This window comes from Pseudomonas koreensis (assembly GCF_025447595.1).
Taxonomy (GTDB): Bacteria; Pseudomonadota; Gammaproteobacteria; order Pseudomonadales; family Pseudomonadaceae; genus Aquipseudomonas; species Aquipseudomonas koreensis_H.
On the sequence record NZ_JAOEJU010000014.1, the window covers coordinates 57164 to 73999 of the forward strand.

Genomic DNA, 16836 nt, shown 5'->3' on the forward strand with positions numbered 1-16836 from the left:
GCTGTTCCTTGGCTCATGGGCACCAGTAAATCTCTAACGTAGGTTGCAGAAACGCGCGAACCGGCATGGCGGCGACGTCGTTGGATGCCAGTGCGGCATTCAGGGTGGTCAGTTTCGACTGACCGGAAATCGACAGTATCTTGTGCCGGGCCGAGGCCAGCAGGGCGCGACTCATGGTCAGGCGCTGACGCGGCACGCTTGGCGCGAGCATCGGCCAGCAGCGACGGGTGCCGTCGGCTTGCAGGGCTTCGGCCAGGTTCGGGCTGTCCGGGAACAGCGACGCGGTGTGGCCGTCATCGCCCATGCCCAGTACCAGCACGTCGATGGGCGGCAACTCGGCGAGCAAACGATCGGCCTGCTCCGCAGCCTGCTCGACGTTGGCCGCCGCGCTGTAAAGGCTGAGGAACTGTGCCTTCGCCGCCGGCCCCTTGAGCAGGTACTGCTTGAGCAGACCGGCGTTGCTGTCGGCGTGTTCGACCGGCACCCAGCGTTCGTCGGCGAGGGTCACGACGACCTTCGACCAGTCCAGTTCCTGCTTGGCCAGGTGCTGGAAAAACGCCACCGGACTGCGACCGCCGGACACCACCAGCACGGCGTTGCCGCGCGCTGCCAGTGCTTCGCTCAACTGTTTGGCGACATTCAGCGCCAGGCCCTCGGCGAGCAGCACCGGGCTCTTGAATTCGTGGGCATTCACGCCCTCGGGCAGTTTCACATCAGATATCGCCATACCACGACCTCCCGTCCCGCGTGATCAATGCAATGGAGCTCATCGGCCCCCACGACCCGGCCGCATACGGCTTGGGCGCGTCACCGGATTTTTTCCACCCGGCGATCAACTGGTCACACCATTTCCACGCGGCTTCGATTTCATCTTTACGGACAAACAGGTTCTGATTGCCGTTCATCACTTCCAGCAACAACCGCTCGTAGGCATCGGGGATCCGAGCGCTGCGCCAGGTGTCGGAAAAATTCAGTTGCAGCGGGCCGCTGCGCAGTTGCATGCCCTTGTCCAGGCCTTGCTCCTTGGTCATCACGCGCAAGGAAATGCCTTCGTCCGGTTGCAGGCGGATGATCAGTTTGTTGCTGATCTGCAGGCGCTGCTCGGGGGCGAAAATGTAGTGCGACGGTTCCTTGAAGTGGATGACGATCTGCGACAGTTTCTGCGGCATGCGCTTGCCGGTGCGCAGGTAGAACGGCACGCCGGCCCAGCGCCAGTTGCGGATGTCGGCACGCAGGGCGACGAAGGTTTCGGTGTCGCTCTGGGCGTTGGAATTCGGCTCTTCAAGGTAGCCCGGCACGGATTTGCCTTCGCTGTGCCCGGCGATGTACTGGCCGCGCACCACTTGCGTGGTCAGGCCTTCCGGACTGATCGGCGCCAGAGCCTTGAGCACCTTGACCTTCTCGTCGCGGATGCTGTCGGCGGACAGGTCGGCCGGCGGGTCCATGGCGATCAGGCAGAGCAGTTGCAGCAGGTGGTTCTGAATCATGTCCCGCAGCTGACCGGCCTTGTCGAAGTAACCCCAACGGCCTTCGATACCGACCTTCTCGGCCACGGTGATTTCCACGTGGGAGATGTAGTTCTGGTTCCACTGGGTTTCGAACAGGCTGTTGGCGAAACGCAGGGCGATCAGGTTCTGGACGGTTTCTTTGCCCAGGTAGTGGTCGATGCGGTAGGTGCGGTTCTCCGGGAAGAACTGCGCCACGGCGTCGTTGACCTTGCGCGAGGATTCCAGGTCGGAGCCGATCGGTTTTTCCAGCACCACGCGGGTATTTTCCGCCAGACCGACTTTCGCCAGGTTCTCGCAGATCGCACCGTACACCGCCGCCGGAGTGGCGAAGTAGGCAATCATGCGTTGCGTGCTGCCGGCCAGTTCGGCCAGCGCCACATAATCTTCAGCCTTGAGGAAGTCGACGTGCAGGTAGGTCAGGCGTGCCAGAAAGCGCTCGGCCACCGCCTCGTCCAGCTCTTTACCCACGTAACGGCGCAGCTCGGCGGCGATGAACGCCAGGTGCTGCTGCTCGGTGCCCGCCTCACGGGCCAGTGCGATAATGCGCGTGTCCTCGTGCAGCAGGCCGGCGCCGTCAAGGTGATAAAGGGCAGGAAACAGCTTGCGCAGGGCCAGATCGCCCAAGGCGCCGAACAAGGCGAAGGTGCACGGTTCAACCGTAATCGAAGGCATGATGTTTGTTCTTTTATCAAGTTAAGCTACAAATACCTTTTTTCAAGGCATCACTCAAGGGAAAATGTAGTAATAACCACAACATTTTCGCAAAATACAGATTCCGAGTGGTGGTCGGTCGGAGCCATCAGTAGGATAGGCCACCGTCACGGGCCACATCAAAGGCCCAATTTGCATAGCCGCGCGCTTATCGGCGCCGGTGAATCTAGGAATTCTTATGGACCGCGTGCGAAATTTACTGGAACAGATCCAGAGTCGCCTTGAAGAGCTGAACAAGGCCGAACGCAAAGTCGCCGAAGTGATCCTGCTCAACCCACAGCAGGCCACCCGCTTCAGCATCGCCGCCCTCGCCCAGGCGGCGTCGGTCAGTGAACCGACGGTCAACCGTTTCTGCCGTTCGTTCGGCGTCAGCGGCTACCCCGAACTCAAGCTGCAACTGGCCCAGAGCCTGGCCAGCGGTGCGGCGTATGTCAGCCGCGCAGTAGAAGCCGACGACAATCCCGAGGCTTACACGCAGAAGATTTTCGGCAGTGCGATCGCGTCGCTGGACAGCGCTTGCCAGGCGCTGGACCCGAACCTGATCAGCCGCGCCGTCGACCTGTTGATCCAGGCCCGGCAGATCCACTTCTTCGGCCTCGGGGCTTCGGCTCCGGTGGCGCTGGATGCGCAGCACAAGTTCTTCCGCTTCAACCTGGCGGTCACTGCCCATGCCGATGTGCTGATGCAACGGATGATTGCTTCGGTGGCGCACACCGGCGAGCTGTTCGTGATCATTTCCTACACCGGCCGCACCCGCGAACTGGTGGAAGTGGCGCGCATCGCCCGGGAGAACGGCGCTTCGGTACTCGGCCTGACAGCAGAGAATTCGCCGCTGGCCAAGGCCAGTACGCTGAGCCTGAACATTCCACTGCCGGAAGACACCGACATCTACATGCCGATGACCTCGCGGATCATTCAGTTGACCGTGCTGGATGTGCTGGCGACCGGCATGACCTTGCGTCGTGGAGTCGATTTCCAGCCGCATCTGCGCAAGATCAAAGAGAGTTTGAATGCGAGCCGGTATCCGGTGGGTGACGAGTTCAATTGATCCTGAATCCCGGCTGACTGATCCACCCTCTTCGCGAGCAGGCTCGCTCCCACATTTGGAATGTATTTCCCTGTGGGAGCGAGCCTGCTCGCGATGGGGCCGCAAGCTTCATCAAAGATCTAAGCGCCAGCCCATGCCTGCAAACTCAAATGCGCCTTCTCCCCCGGCGCCAGATGCAGACTGTCGGTCCCGCCCGCCGCCGCTTCGACACAGACAAATTCCGAGATCTCATCCCAAGTCACGCCCAGCAACGGCCGCGCCCCCGGGTGCCACACCACGGTGTCCGCACTGTCACCGGTATCGATGCACAACTCGCGCTGCCAGGCGTGATCCTTGAGCTGCAATTCACCGTCGTGCTGGAACACTCGCTGACAGCCACCATCAACCCGCAACTCGCCTTCCTGCTGGCAAACCTCACGGTTCAACTGGTCGTAACCCTGCGCCCCTTCGAGCCCAGACAGCGCTATCTCACTCACATCACCAATACGCCAGTAAGCGTGCAAAGCCTGGCTCAACTGACACGGCATGTCGTCCTGATGCTCGGTGCTCAGGCGCAATTCCATGCGTTCGCCCAGGTGCGCGTGCAGGTCCACCTGCCAGTCGCACAACTGCAATTGCCAATGCAGGCGCACGCCGTCATCGCCGGTGCTGCTGTCGAGCAGTTTCCAGTCCAGCAGTCGCGCCCAGCCATGGGACGGCCACGCGTTTTCGCTCGGGTGGCGGCCATACCACGGCCAGCACACCGGCACGCCGCCGCGAATCGCGCCGACATGCGGCCACTTCGCCGCGCACCACAACCACGGTTTTTGCCCGCGTGGCTGAAAGTGCAGCAACTGCGCACCCTGACGACTGAACACCGCCTGACACAGCGGATGATCGATCACCAGCACATCGCGCATCTGATAGCGCTCCCAGGCGAACACCGGTCGTTCGCGCAGGGATTTGAAGAAGCGTTGCAGCGGATGCTCATGCATGGGCCACGGTTCCAGAATCAACTTTCATGGGCTGCGACACCCCTTTCCAAAAAAAAGCGGACAGCCTGGGCTGTCCGCAAATATGCGCACATAGAGAGGAGCTTATCGCAGACGCGTCAGAACGTAGACTGAATTTTCAGGCCAGCGACCAAAGCGTTATCCACTTCATCCACACCGCCCGGATGAGTGATGTATTGCAGGTTCGGGCGCACGGTCAGCCAGTTGGTCACGTGGAAGCCGTAGTTGATCTCGTAGTTGTATTCGGTTTCACGAATCGGCGAGAACACCGGATTGTCGTAGTCCGAAACACCGTTGGAGACGTTGAGCAGTTCGGCGTTTTTCTTCACGTCATTGTTGACGTGAATGCGTGCAGCACCGATACCGAAGTCATCCTTCGGACGTGCATCGAACAGACCTTTGTACACAAACATCACGGACTGGTAGTTGTCGATGAAGTTAGTGTCCTTGTCGTGGAACGTGGCGTTGGCAGCGATGCTCAGACCACGGCTCTTGTCACCGTTGTGGCTGGTGAGCTGTTGCTGTGCAACGAACCAGTAACCGTGCTTGCTGCTGTGGGTACGGTAGGCATCACCGGTGGTTGCCGCATCGAAACCGTTGACGTCTTCGCGAACGTCGTCGGCATCGGCCGTGCTCTTGTAGTAACCGACACGATATTCGCCCGGCAGGCTGTTCGGGTTAGGCGACCAGACCAGTTCCACTGGCAATACGGTGCCTTTGGTGCCGCTGCCGCTCAGCTTGAAGCCGTTGCCGTGTTCCAGTTGCGACGGGTTCTGGTTGTACGCACCGATCTGCGCATACAGCTCGTCGTTGATGTTGTATTTGACGCGAATGGCCGCCTGGCTGACCGGCCAGTTGTACCAGATGTTGGTTGCCCAGTTACCCACTTGCGAACCGCAGAACGCCAGGTTCTGGAACTCGCACGGGAAGGTGTTGAAGTCTTCGCCTTCACCGAAGTAACCGGCCTTGACGTCGAGTTTGTTGTCGAAGAACTGGTGTTTGATCCACAACTGGGTCAGACGCACCATGTGACCACGACCGTAGACTTCCTGCGAGGAGCTCAGAGTGCCGGCACGCGGATCGCCAACGCGGTCGTTGGAAATGTTTTCGCCATTACGGTTGGTCAGCTGGATCTTGGCCTGGGTGTTGTCCCAGCCCCACAGCTTTTGCAGGTCCAGCGCTACGCCCAGACCGAACTGGTCGGAGTAACGCGCCGTCTTGTCGTCGTTGAAACCGCCGTGAAGGTTGCCGCCCACCTCACCGACGTAGTCCATCTTGATGTCGATACCCTGCTCGATCAGCTTGGTACGTTCACCACCCCAGTCCCCGGTCATCCACTCCGAATCGGAGCTGAACGCGTCAGCTGCGTGGACGCTACCGGCCAGCATCATTGCCGCAACCGCTGACAACTGGCCGATTCGCTGAGCGTTGTTGTTCTTCTTCATCCCTACATCCTCGTTTTATTGTTATTAACTGTTCTTCTTATCTAACGCGGTTTACATCTGATGCGGCGCGCGACAGGCCACGCACCGCGTGCTCCCTGCGGAAACGGGCGAGCCCGCTCCCGCATTTGTTGATCAGCGACCCTTGAACTGGGCCACGTTTGCGCTGTGCGACTCGGTCTTCGGCAGGCCCGCAACCCCCAGGCGCTCGCCGGACTTGGCGTCGAACAGCAGCACTTTCGACGGATCGAATTGCAGGGTCAGGGTTTCGCCCACCTGCGGCGCCACGTCCGGCGCCAGGCGGCAGCAGACCTTGGTGTCGTTGAGGTTGACGAACACCAGGGTGTCCGGACCGGTCGGTTCGGTGACCTGCACTTCAGCCTTGATGCTCGGCAGGCCGCTGCCCTCGCCGTTCGCCAGCGCAATCTGCTCCGGACGCAGGCCGAGGATCACTTCGCGGTCTTCGAGACCGGCGTCCTGCATCGCCATCGGCAATTCGCAGCGGGCTTGGCCGCTGTCGAGCAGCGCCACCAGACGGCCGTCCTTGCGTTGCAGGCGCAGCGGGATGAAGTTCATTGGCGGCGAACCGATGAAGCTCGCCACGAACAGATTGGCCGGGTCGTTGTAGATCTCTTTCGGCGTACCGAACTGCTGGATGATCCCATCCTTCATCACCGCCACTTTGTCGCCCAGGGTCATTGCTTCGATCTGGTCGTGGGTCACGTAGACCGTGGTCGTTTTCAGGCGCTGGTGCATCAGTTTCATTTCGGTGCGCATCTCGACGCGCAGCTTGGCGTCGAGGTTGGACAGCGGCTCGTCGAACAGATAAATCTTCGGCCGACGCGCCAGGGCGCGGCCCATCGCCACGCGCTGTTGCTGACCGCCGGAGAGCTGGCCCGGCTTGCGATTGAGCAGGTGCTCGATCTGCAGCAGCTTGGCCACGCGGGCGACTTCTTCGTCGATGGCCGACTGGCTCATCTTGCGGATCTTCAGACCGAACTCGATGTTCTCGCGCACGCTCATGGTCGGGTACAGCGCGTAGGACTGGAACACCATGGCGATGTCGCGATCTTTCGGGCTCATGCCGCTGACGTCCTGGTCACCGATCATGATCGCGCCGCCGGTGATGGTTTCCAGGCCGGCGATGCAGTTCATCAGGGTCGACTTGCCGCAGCCCGAAGGCCCGACGAGAATCAGGAACTCACCGTCCTTGATCGACAGTTCGATGTTCTTCAGGGTGTCCGGCAGGCCGGCACCGTAGGTCTTGTTTACATTGCGAAGTTCGAGCGTAGCCATGATTACCCCTTGACTGCGCCGGCCGTCAGCCCGCGCACGAAATACTTGCCTGCGACCACATAGACCAGCAGGGTCGGCAGCCCGGCGATCATCGCCGCCGCCATATCCACGTTGTATTCCTTGGCCCCGGTGCTGGTGTTGACCAGGTTGTTCAGCGCCACCGTGATCGGTTGCGAATCACCGCTGGAGAACACCACGCCGAACAGGAAGTCGTTCCAGATCTGGGTGAACTGCCAGATCAGGCAGACCATGATGATCGGCGTCGACATCGGCAGGATGATCTGGCGGAAGATCGTGAAGAACCCCGCACCATCGAGACGCGCCGCCTTGATCAGCGCATCCGGAATGCTCACGTAGTAGTTACGGAAAAACAGCGTGGTGAACGCCAGGCCGTAGACCACATGGATGAACACCAGGCCCGTGGTGGTGCTCGCCAGGCCCATCTTGCCGAGGGTGAACGACGCCGGCAGCAGCACGGTCTGGAACGGCAGGAAGCAGCCGAACAGCAACAGACCGAAGAACAGCTGCGAACCGCGGAAGCGCCAGAACGACAGCACATACCCGTTCAACGCACCGATGGCGGTGGAGATGATCACGGCCGGAACGGTGATCTTGATCGAGTTCCAGAAGTAGCCGTCAACGGTGGCCCAGGCTTTCACCCAGCCGATGCCGCTGACCACGGTCGGCCAGCTCAGCAGGTTGCCGGTGGAGATGTCTTCCGGGGTCTTGAAGCTGGTCAGCAGCATGACCACCAGCGGTACCAGATACAGCAGGACCGCGAGGATCAGCACCGCGTAGATCGCGATGCGACTCAGGCTGATGGCCGGTTTGGAGGCGAGACTAGTCATGACGCTTGGTCCTCAGCTCGGAGTACAGGTAAGGCACGATGATCGCGAGGATCGCACCGAGCATCAGGATTGCACTGGCCGAGCCCATGCCCATCTGCCCACGACTGAAGGTGAACGAGTACATGAACATCGCCGGCAAATCGGAGGAATAACCCGGGCCGCCGGCCGTCATGGCCGCCACCAGGTCGAAGCTCTTGATCGCGATGTGCGCCAGGATCATCACCGCACTGAAGAACACCGGACGCAGGCTTGGCAGCACCACCTTCCAGTAGATGCGCGGCATGCTCGCGCCGTCGATCTGGGCGGCACGGATGATCGATTGATCGACGCCACGCAGACCGGCGAGGAACATCGCCATGATGAAGCCCGAGGCTTGCCAGACCGCCGCGATCACCAGGCAATACACCACGCGATCCGGGTCGATCAGCCAGTCGAGACGGAAGCCTTCCCAGCCCCAGTCCCGCAGCAATTTGTCCAGGCCCATGCCCGGGTTGAGCAGCCATTTCCACGCAGTACCGGTGACGATCATCGAGAGCGCCATCGGGTACAGGTAAATGGTGCGGATAAAGCCTTCGCGACGGATTTTCTGGTCGAGGAAAATCGCCAGTGTCACGCCGATTACGAGGGTGATGCCGATGAACATGCCGCCGAACACGGCCAGGTTCTTGCTCGCCACCCACCAGCGATCGTTGTCGAACAACCGCGCGTATTGCGCCAGGCCTGCCCACTTGTAGTTCGGCAGGAAGGTCGACGTGGTGAACGACAGGACAAACGTCCAGAGGATATAGCCATAGAAGCCCACCAGAACGATGAACATGCTCGGCGCCAGCACCAGTTTCGGTAGCCAGCGCTGCAATGCGTCGAACGGCGAGGCCTTGCTGAACACAGCAACAGAACTCATGGGAAGATCCAGTAGAAGGATTAAGAATTACGGATGCGATCCCTGTGGGAGCCAGCCTGCTGGCGAATGCGTTGTGTCAGTTCACACTTTCGGTGGCTGACAGTCCGCTATCGCGAGCAGGCTCGTTCCTACAGGCCAAGCATTACTTGGCAGCCTTGATGGCGGTGCCGAGTTTCTTGGCAGCGTCGGCCGGGTCGGCTTTCGGGTCGTTGATGTAGTTGGTCACGACATCAAAGAACGCACCCTGCACGGCCAGCGTAGTCGCCATGTTGTGCGCCATGCTCGGTTGCAGGCCACCGTTCTTGGCGTCTGCCAGGAAGTCCTTGGCAGCGGTCTGGGCGCAGGAATCGAAACCGTACTTGCCCATGTCGGCGAGCATGTCGTTACGCACCGGGATCGAGCCCTTGTTGATGCTGAAGACTTTCTGGAAGTTTTCACCCAGCACGACTTTGGCGATGTCCTGCTGACCGGCCGCGGTGCCCGCGTCCTTCTGCTTGAACACGGCCAGCGAGTCGATGTTGTAGGTGAACGCCTTGTCGGTGCCCGGGAACGCTACGCACTCGTAGTCCTTGCCGGCGACTTTCTTGGCGGCGGTCCATTCGGACTTGGCCCAGTCACCCATGATCTGCATGCCGGCCTTGCCGTTGATGACCTTGGCCGCTTCCAGGTTCCAGTCCTGGCCTTTGCCGTCCTGGTCCATGTAGGTCGCGACTTTCTTCAGCTCGGTCAGGGCCTTGACCATTTCCGGGCCGGTCAGGGCAGCGTTGTCCAGGTCGACCAGGGCTTTCTTGTAACCATCAACGCCCATCACCGACAACACGACCGCTTCGAACACGGTGCTGTCCTGCCATGGCTGACCGCCGTGAGCCAGCGGGATGAAGCCCGCAGCTTTCAGTTTGTCGCCGGCGGCGTAGAATTCTTCGAGGGTGGTCGGGGCTTTTTCGATACCGGCTTTCTTGAAGACTTCCGGGTTGATCCACAGCCAGTTCACGCGGTGAATGTTCACCGGTACGGCCACGTAATCACCTTCGAACTTCACAGTGTCGGAGACTTTCTTGTCGAGCAGGCTGTCCCACTTCTCGGACTTGGAAACGTCTTTCAGGACGTCAGTGTCGAGCAGGCCGGTCGACGCCCATTCCTGGATGTCCGGGCCTTTGATCTGGGCAACGCCCGGCGGGTTGCCAGCTACCGCGCGGCTTTTCAGCACGGTCATGGCAGTCGCACCGCCACCGCCGGCGACAGCGCCGTCTTTCCAGGTGAAACCGTCTTTCTCGACTTGTGCCTTGAGCACATCGACGGCAGCTTTTTCGCCACCGGACGTCCACCAATGCACGACTTCCACCGAACCTTTGGATTCGGCAGCGGAAACACTCAGGGGCAGCACAGCGAGCGGGAACAGGGAGGCGACAGAAATGACAGTAGCGAGGCGAGAAATCGCATTCATCTGAGATGTACCTTTCTTGTTGTTATGCATGCAAGTCTGGTGCTTGCGCTGCACACGAGTTTAAACAGAGCGTTTCCCTCGCAGGTAACGAAGGGACGCGCGAATGTCACCACATGGTTACACAGGAACGCTTCGGGACAGGTGTGCCAGAGCACTGGCCATACTCGGCGCCAGCGGCAGACGCGGAATCAGCACGGCCTGCCAGGCGTGATACAGATCCGGTTTACCCGCCCAGATATCGGCACTTGGGCGGTTTTGCGGATCGAGTTCGTGGTGCCAGCTGCCGTCGCAGCGGTCGATGAAATGCGTTTCGCAAAATTCCCAGAACAGGCGATACCAGGTTTCGTACTGCACATCGCCGGTGCGTTTGAGCAAGGCACTGGCGGCAGCGCTGGCCTCGGCGTGCGTCCAGTGCAGGCGATGGCGTACGACGGCTTTGTTGTTCCAGTCGAGGGTATAGACGATGCCCGGCGCACCATCGACGTCCCAGCCATACCGGCAGTTGTTCTCGAACAGCTTTTGCGCGTCAGTGGCCAGCCAGCCTGGCGTGAGCATGCCGGCCTGGACCCGCGCTGCTTCGAGGTGCAGTAACAGCCGCGCCCACTCGAAACCATGGCCCGGTGTCGTGCCGTAGGGACGGAAACCGTCAGCGGGATTGTCATGGTTGTATTCGCGCAGCGGCTGCCAGTCGCGGTCGAAATGCTCGATCACCAGGTAATCGTTGGCGGCGGCGTGCCCGTGAATCACCCGCTCGACGATGCGCTGCGCACGTACCAGCCAGCGCGGGTCTTCGGTGACATCGGCCAGCGCGAGGAAGGCTTCGGTGGCGTGCATGTTGCTGTTGGCGCCGCGATAGGCTTCTTCTTCGCGCCAGTCGCGATTGAAGAATTCGCGCATGGCGCCCTCTTCTTCGCTCCAGAAATAGGTGTCGATGATGTCGATGGCGTCATCCAGCAACGCCTGCGCACCAGGGCGTTGCGCGACCACCGCGGAACTCGCCGCGAGGGCGACGAAGGCGTGCAGATAGGCGTTCTTGCCGGTGTTGCCGTCACGGTGTTCGGCGACAGCGAACCAGCCGCCGTGCAGCGCATCGCGCAACGGGCCGCGCAGGGCCGCAATGCCGTGGTCGACCAGCTCGGCGAATCCAGGCAGGCCCTGAATGTGGGCCATGGCGAAGCTGTGGGTCATGCGCGCGGTGTTCATGGTTTCGGCTTGCGCGCCGGCCTGAAGCTGGCCGCGCTCATCGAGATTGCCGAAGCCTTCAGGCAACCGTGACGCCTTGGCAAACGCCAGCAGGCGAAGGCCTTCATCGGCGAGCCATTGCTGGTGGGCAGGGGCGCTCAGCCAACTGCTGAAGCCCGGATTGAAGTGATCCATGGGTGGCCTTTTTTGTTGTTATGACTGCGGGCAGTCTAAACAACGGGCCGGGAGGGGCTTGTAACGAAGGGGGCGGGTTTTGTCACCGACCGGTGACATTCAGATCAATCCGCCGAACGCGGCAACTGCAGGGTCACGCGCAACCCACCCTCACGAAGGTTCTGCAACGTCACTTCCCCTCCATGACTATGAGCAATGTTGCGGGCGATCCCCAAACCAAGCCCATACCCCTGCTGCTGCCCCGCCAAGCGAAAATGCGGCTCAAACACCTGCTCCAACCGCTGCTCCGGCACACCCGGCCCTTCATCGTCGACATGCAGCACAAACGCGCTGTCGTCGTCATCGATGTGCAAGTGCGCGTTCTGCCCGTACTTCAACGCGTTGTCGATCAGGTTGCCAATGCAGCGCTTGAGCGCTAATGGCTTGCCCGGATACGCGGCCAGCGCCCGCCCCTGCTGGGTCACGCGACCGTTGCCGTTGGGCGCCAGATACGGTTCCACCAGGCAGTCGAGCACATGGTTGAGATCGACCGGCTCGATGTTCTCGTGAATGTCGGTGTCCTTCACGCATTGCAGAGCGCCCTTGACCAACAGCTCCAGCTCGTCCAGATCGCGGCCGAACTTGGTCTGCAGCGTTTCGTCTTCCAGCAGTTCGACCCGCAGTCGCAAGCGAGTGATCGGTGTACGCAGGTCATGGGAAATCGCGCTGAACAGCTGGCTGCGCTCGGTCAGGTAACGGCTGATCCGCTCGCGCATGGTGTTGAACGCGCGGCCCACTTCGACCACTTCGCTGCCGCCACCCTCGGCCACCGGCTCGACGTCGGCGCCCAGTGACAAGTCCCGCGCGGCCCGCGCCAGACGCTTGAGCGGCCGGCTCTGCCAGTGCACCAGCAGGCCGATGAACAACAACAGAAAACCGCTGGTGAAGACGATGAACCACACCTGCTGAGTCGGAAGGCCTTGTTCTTCAAGACTGGTGTAGGGCTCGGGCAGCAGCGAGGCGATGTACAGCCATTCACCCGGCGCCAACTGAATCTGGGTCACCAGCACCGGTGGATTCACCGGTTCCAGGGTCAAGGCGTAATGCGCCCAGGAACGTGGCAGCTCATCGAGCTTCAACCCGGCGTTGAAGATCCGTAAGTCATCGGGACTGACGAAGGTCACCAGAATGTCGGTGTCCTGGCCCAGCGACTGACGCAGCACTTCATCCACCGCTTTCAACACTGCCGCCTTGCGCGGTGTCACCGGCAGCACTTCCATGCCCAGCGGCTTGTCATTCAGCGTCACCACAAAACGCGTGCCGCCCATGCTGCGCAATTGGTCGAGCACCAGCGGCCGATAGGCCACCGGCAACGAGCGGAAGTAACTGACGCTGGCGGTCATCGAATGGGCGAGGCTGCGGGCGCTGGTGACCAGACCTTCGAGCTGGGTCGCGCGCAATTGGGACACCCAGATCACGCTGGACAGGGTCTGGGCGAACAACACCGCGAGCAACGTCAGCAGCAGCATCCGCCCGAGCAGCGAACGCGGCATAGGCACTTTGCGCGCGCCGGTGCGCAGGAACTCAGTGACCATTGCCGGCAACCACATTGGCTGCCAGCTGGTAGCCGCTGCCGCGCACGGTGCGGATCAGCCGTGGCGGCTTTTCGGTGTCACGCAGACGCTGGCGCAAACGGCTGACGGCCATGTCGACGATGCGATCGAGGGGCATCAGGTCGCGGCCACGGGTGGCGTTGCCGATGGTGTCGCGGTCGAGGATTTGCTGAGGGTGATCAAGGAACAGTTTCAGCAGGGCGAAGTCGGCGCCGGACAGAATCACTTCCTCGCCGTCAGTGTGAAACAGTCGATGGCTGACCATGTCCAGCCGCCATTCATCGAACGCCAGCACTTCACTGCCGCTGCGTTCCTGGCCGAATTGGGCGCGGCGCAGCAGAGCCTTGATCCGGGCTTGCAGTTCGCGGGGGCTGAAAGGTTTGCCGAGGTAATCGTCGGCGCCCAGCTCCAGACCGATCACCCGATCGGCTTCGTCGGAACTGGCGGTGAGCATGATGATCGGCACCTGGGCCTGGCGCGGATGCTGGCGCACCCAGCGGCACAGGCTGAAGCCGTCTTCATCGGGCAGCATCACATCAAGGATCACCAGATCGCTCGGCGCCTCGTTCAGCGCCTGACGAAAACCGGCGCCATCCGCCGTGGCCCGTACCTGAAAACCCGCGCGGGTCAGGTAGGTTTCCAGCAACTCGCGTATCTCCTGGTCGTCATCGACCAACAAAATCGACTTGTTGACTGAGCTCACTTCGAAGGCATCCTTGTTGTTGGAATTGGGCGGATTATGCCTGATGTGTCGAGGGTTCCCACGCTCGGCGTGGGAATGATCATTTACCGGATTGTTCGAGCGCCACTCCTGCACCGACAAGGCCCGAGTACGGCGCCGTCACCAGCCACACCGGAATCCCCTTGAAGTAATCGCTCATGCAGCCCTTGTCGGCGAAGCTACGGGCGAAACCGCTTTCGAGGAAGAAATCGGCAAAACGCGGAATCACGCCACCCACGATGTACACCCCGCCACGGCCGCCAGTGGTCAGCACGTTGTTGCCGGCCACGCGACCGAGCCAGCAGCAGAACTGCTCCAGCACTTCCAGGGCAATCGGGTCGCCTGCAAGTCCTGCCGCAGTGATCGCTTCCGGCGTGTCGAGCTTGGGTTCATGACCATCCACCGCGCAGATCGCCCGGTAGACCCGCGGCAAGCCACCGCCGCTCAACGCGGTTTCCGCGCTGACGTGGCCGATCTCGTTGTAGATGTGTTGCCACAATTGGGTTTCACGCGGACTGCTCAGCGGCAGATCGACATGACCGCCCTCTCCCGGCAACGCGGCAAACCGCCCTTCACCGAGATCGAGCAACGTGCCTACGCCCAGACCTGTGCCCGGGCCGATCACCACCGCCGGGCGCAATGGCTCCGGCGTGCCTTCGCAGACCACGCGAAACTCGCCGGGCTGCAAACGGGTCATGCCCAGGGCCATGGCCGAGAAATCATTGACCAGCAACAACTGCTCGACTTGCAAGGTCTGGCAGAACGCCTTGCGGCTCAGGCGCCAGTGGTTGTTGGTGAACTTGAATTCATCGCCGCTCACCGGCCCCGCCACCGACAGGCACACCGAACCGATGGCGCCCGGCGCCAGACCGAGCCCGCTCAGGTAGAGGCTGATCGCCTCCTCCGGGCTGGCATGGTCGGCCGTGGCCAGCACCTGAACCGATTCGAGCTGCTGATCTTTCCACAACGCAAACCGCGCGTTGGTGCCTCCGATGTCACCGACCAAAGCCAGTTTCAATTAAGCGTCTCCAGGGCAGAAGTGAAGGCGCTGGCGCCCTGCTCCGCCGAGCTGAAGGCCAAACGCATGAAGCCAAACAGTTCGCGTCCGCTGCCGATGTTGTTGCCCAACAGGCCTTTGGCAGGTTCGCGCGCTGCGAATTCGGCGGCGTCCACCTTGAGTTCCAAAGTGCCTTTGACGCCATCGACGCGGATGATATCGCCCTCTTGCACGCGCGCCAAAGCGCCGCCGACATAAGCCTCGGGGCTGACGTGAATCGCCGCCGGGATTTTCCCCGACGCGCCGGACATGCGCCCGTCCGTCACCAGCGCCACTTTGAAGCCACGATCCTGCAGCACGCCGAGGAACGGCGTCATCTTGTGCAGCTCCGGCATGCCGTTGGAACGCGGGCCCTGGAAGCGCATCACCGCGACAAAGTCCTTCTCCAGCAGACCGGCCTTGAAAGCGTCCGCCAGATCCTGCTGATCCTGGAACACCATGGCCGGCGCTTCGACGATCTGGTTTTCCAGCGCCACGGCGGACACTTTCATCACGCCACGACCGAGGTTGCCCTCCATCACGCGCAAGCCGCCCTCTGCCGAGAACGCGCGAGCCACCGGACGCAGGATGTTTTCGTCGAGGCTTTCGGTCGGGCCTTCGCGCCACACCAGTTTGCCGTTATCGAGGAACGGCTCTTTGGTGTACTGACTCAGGCCGTGGCCGAGCACAGTGTTGACGTCTTCGTGCAGCAGGCCGGCTTCGAGCAGTTCGCGGATCAGGAACGACATGCCGCCCGCCGCCTGGAAGTGGTTGATGTCAGCCTTGCCGTTCGGATAGACGTGGCTCAGGGTCGGCACGACTTCGGAGAGGTCGGCCATGTCCTGCCAGGTCAGTTGAATGCCCGCCGCCATGGCGATGGCCGGCATGTGCAGGGTGTGGTTGGTCGAACCGCCGGTGGCGTGCAGCGCGACGATCGAATTGACCAGGGCCTTCTCGTCGACGATTTCGCCGATCGGCAGGAAGTTGCCGTTCTGTTTGGTCAGGCGGGTGACCTGATGCGCAGCTTCGCGGGTCAGGGCTTCACGCAGCGGCGTGTTCGGGTTGACGAAAGAGGCGCCCGGCAAGTGCAGGCCCATGACTTCCATCAGCAACTGGTTGGTGTTGGCGGTGCCGTAGAAAGTGCAAGTGCCGGGGCTGTGGTAGGACTTCATTTCCGATTCCAGCAGCTCTTCGCGGGTCGCCTTGCCTTCGGCGTACTTCTGCCGCACGTCGGCTTTTTCCTTGTTGGAAATCCCCGAGACCATCGGCCCGCCCGGCACGAAAATCGTCGGCAGGTGACCGAAACGCAGCGAGCCCATCATCAGGCCGGGCACGATCTTGTCGCAGATGCCGAGCATCAGCGCGCCGTCGAACATGTTGTGGGACAGCGCCACCGCCGTCGACATCGCGATCACTTCGCGGCTCGGCAGGCTCAGTTCCATACCCGGCTCGCCCTGGGTCACGCCGTCGCACATCGCAGGCGTACCGCCGGCGAACTGGCCGACCGAGCCGATTTCGCGCAGGGCGTTCTTGATCTGTTCCGGGAAGACTTCGTACGGCTGGTGCGCCGAGAGCATGTCGTTATATGACGAAACAATCGCGATGTTCGCCGAGTTCATCATCCGCAGGCTGTGCTTGTCTTCGCTGCCACACCCGGCCACGCCGTGGGCGAAGTTGGCGCATTGCAGTTTGCCGCGCATCGGCCCGTCAGTTGCAGCGCCGCGAATCAGCGCAAGGTAAGCCTGACGCGTGGCGCGGCTGCGGGCGATAAGCCGTTCGGTGACCTCAAGAACGCGGGGATGCATGTGTAGAACTCCAGGCTAACGGATGTGGCGACCTGATTGTCTATGCTGATCAAAGAGCCCGCACGCATGGGATGACGGGCGGTTTTCTTGATCATTCGGACCAGTTGATTCAGGT

General features: G+C 61.4%; 14 protein-coding genes. 1 reads left to right on the plus strand and 13 read right to left on the minus strand.

Annotation, left to right across the window (positions count from 1 at the left end; translation table 11 throughout):
* Positions 1-13: 13 nt before the first annotated feature.
* On the minus strand, positions 14-727 hold the full coding sequence (gene pgl, locus N8H71_RS17585; protein WP_064383725.1) for a 6-phosphogluconolactonase: 714 nt from the start codon (positions 725-727) through the stop codon (positions 14-16).
* The gene (gene zwf, locus N8H71_RS17590; protein WP_007951158.1) at positions 714-2180 is read right to left on the minus strand and encodes a glucose-6-phosphate dehydrogenase; all 1467 of its coding nucleotides are present in this window, start codon (positions 2178-2180) and stop codon (positions 714-716) included. The genes pgl and zwf overlap by 14 nt, the downstream gene beginning before the upstream one ends.
* Positions 2181-2406: 226 nt before the next feature.
* Between zwf and N8H71_RS17595 the strand changes: the two genes are divergently transcribed.
* On the plus strand, positions 2407-3267 hold the full coding sequence (locus tag N8H71_RS17595; RefSeq protein ID WP_169842436.1) for a MurR/RpiR family transcriptional regulator: 861 nt from the start codon (positions 2407-2409) through the stop codon (positions 3265-3267).
* 119 nt (positions 3268-3386) lie between these two features.
* Here N8H71_RS17595 and N8H71_RS17600 read toward each other — a convergent pair whose 3' ends face one another.
* The 11 genes from N8H71_RS17600 to edd form a co-directional block, all read right to left on the minus strand.
* Positions 3387-4241: a D-hexose-6-phosphate mutarotase gene (locus N8H71_RS17600; protein ID WP_102687270.1), complete on the minus strand. Its 855-nt coding sequence runs from the start codon at positions 4239-4241 to the stop codon at positions 3387-3389.
* A 116-nt stretch (positions 4242-4357) separates the two neighbouring features.
* Complete coding sequence (locus tag N8H71_RS17605) at positions 4358-5704, minus strand: carbohydrate porin (protein ID WP_262194968.1); 1347 nt, start codon at positions 5702-5704, stop codon at positions 4358-4360.
* A 132-nt stretch (positions 5705-5836) separates the two neighbouring features.
* Positions 5837-6997 (minus strand): ABC transporter ATP-binding protein, encoded by a 1161-nt coding sequence (locus N8H71_RS17610; protein ID WP_262194969.1) that lies wholly within the window; start codon positions 6995-6997, stop codon positions 5837-5839.
* 2 nt (positions 6998-6999) lie between these two features.
* On the minus strand, positions 7000-7845 hold the full coding sequence (locus N8H71_RS17615) for a carbohydrate ABC transporter permease (protein WP_007951164.1): 846 nt from the start codon (positions 7843-7845) through the stop codon (positions 7000-7002).
* Positions 7838-8746: a carbohydrate ABC transporter permease gene (locus tag N8H71_RS17620; RefSeq protein WP_085697145.1), complete on the minus strand. Its 909-nt coding sequence runs from the start codon at positions 8744-8746 to the stop codon at positions 7838-7840. The genes N8H71_RS17615 and N8H71_RS17620 overlap by 8 nt, the downstream gene beginning before the upstream one ends.
* Positions 8747-8888: 142 nt before the next feature.
* Positions 8889-10190, minus strand: a complete 1302-nt coding sequence (locus N8H71_RS17625) for an ABC transporter substrate-binding protein (RefSeq protein ID WP_007951167.1) — start codon at positions 10188-10190, stop codon at positions 8889-8891.
* A gap of 117 nt (positions 10191-10307) precedes the next feature.
* Complete coding sequence (locus tag N8H71_RS17630; RefSeq protein ID WP_262194970.1) at positions 10308-11567, minus strand: AGE family epimerase/isomerase; 1260 nt, start codon at positions 11565-11567, stop codon at positions 10308-10310.
* Positions 11568-11671: 104 nt separating this feature from the next.
* Positions 11672-13099, minus strand: a complete 1428-nt coding sequence (locus N8H71_RS17635; protein WP_207986257.1) for an ATP-binding protein — start codon at positions 13097-13099, stop codon at positions 11672-11674.
* 31 nt (positions 13100-13130) lie between these two features.
* Entirely contained in the window at positions 13131-13862 is a 732-nt protein-coding gene (locus N8H71_RS17640; RefSeq protein WP_262194971.1) for a response regulator, read from the minus strand.
* 79 nt (positions 13863-13941) lie between these two features.
* Positions 13942-14898, minus strand: a complete 957-nt coding sequence (locus N8H71_RS17645; protein WP_262194972.1) for a glucokinase — start codon at positions 14896-14898, stop codon at positions 13942-13944.
* Positions 14895-16721 carry a phosphogluconate dehydratase gene (edd, locus tag N8H71_RS17650; protein ID WP_011335614.1) on the minus strand — a complete coding sequence of 609 codons (1827 nt, stop codon included), beginning with the start codon at positions 16719-16721 and terminating at the stop codon, positions 14895-14897. Before edd ends, N8H71_RS17645 begins: the two co-directional genes overlap by 4 nt.
* Between the last annotated feature and the right edge of the window lie 115 nt (positions 16722-16836).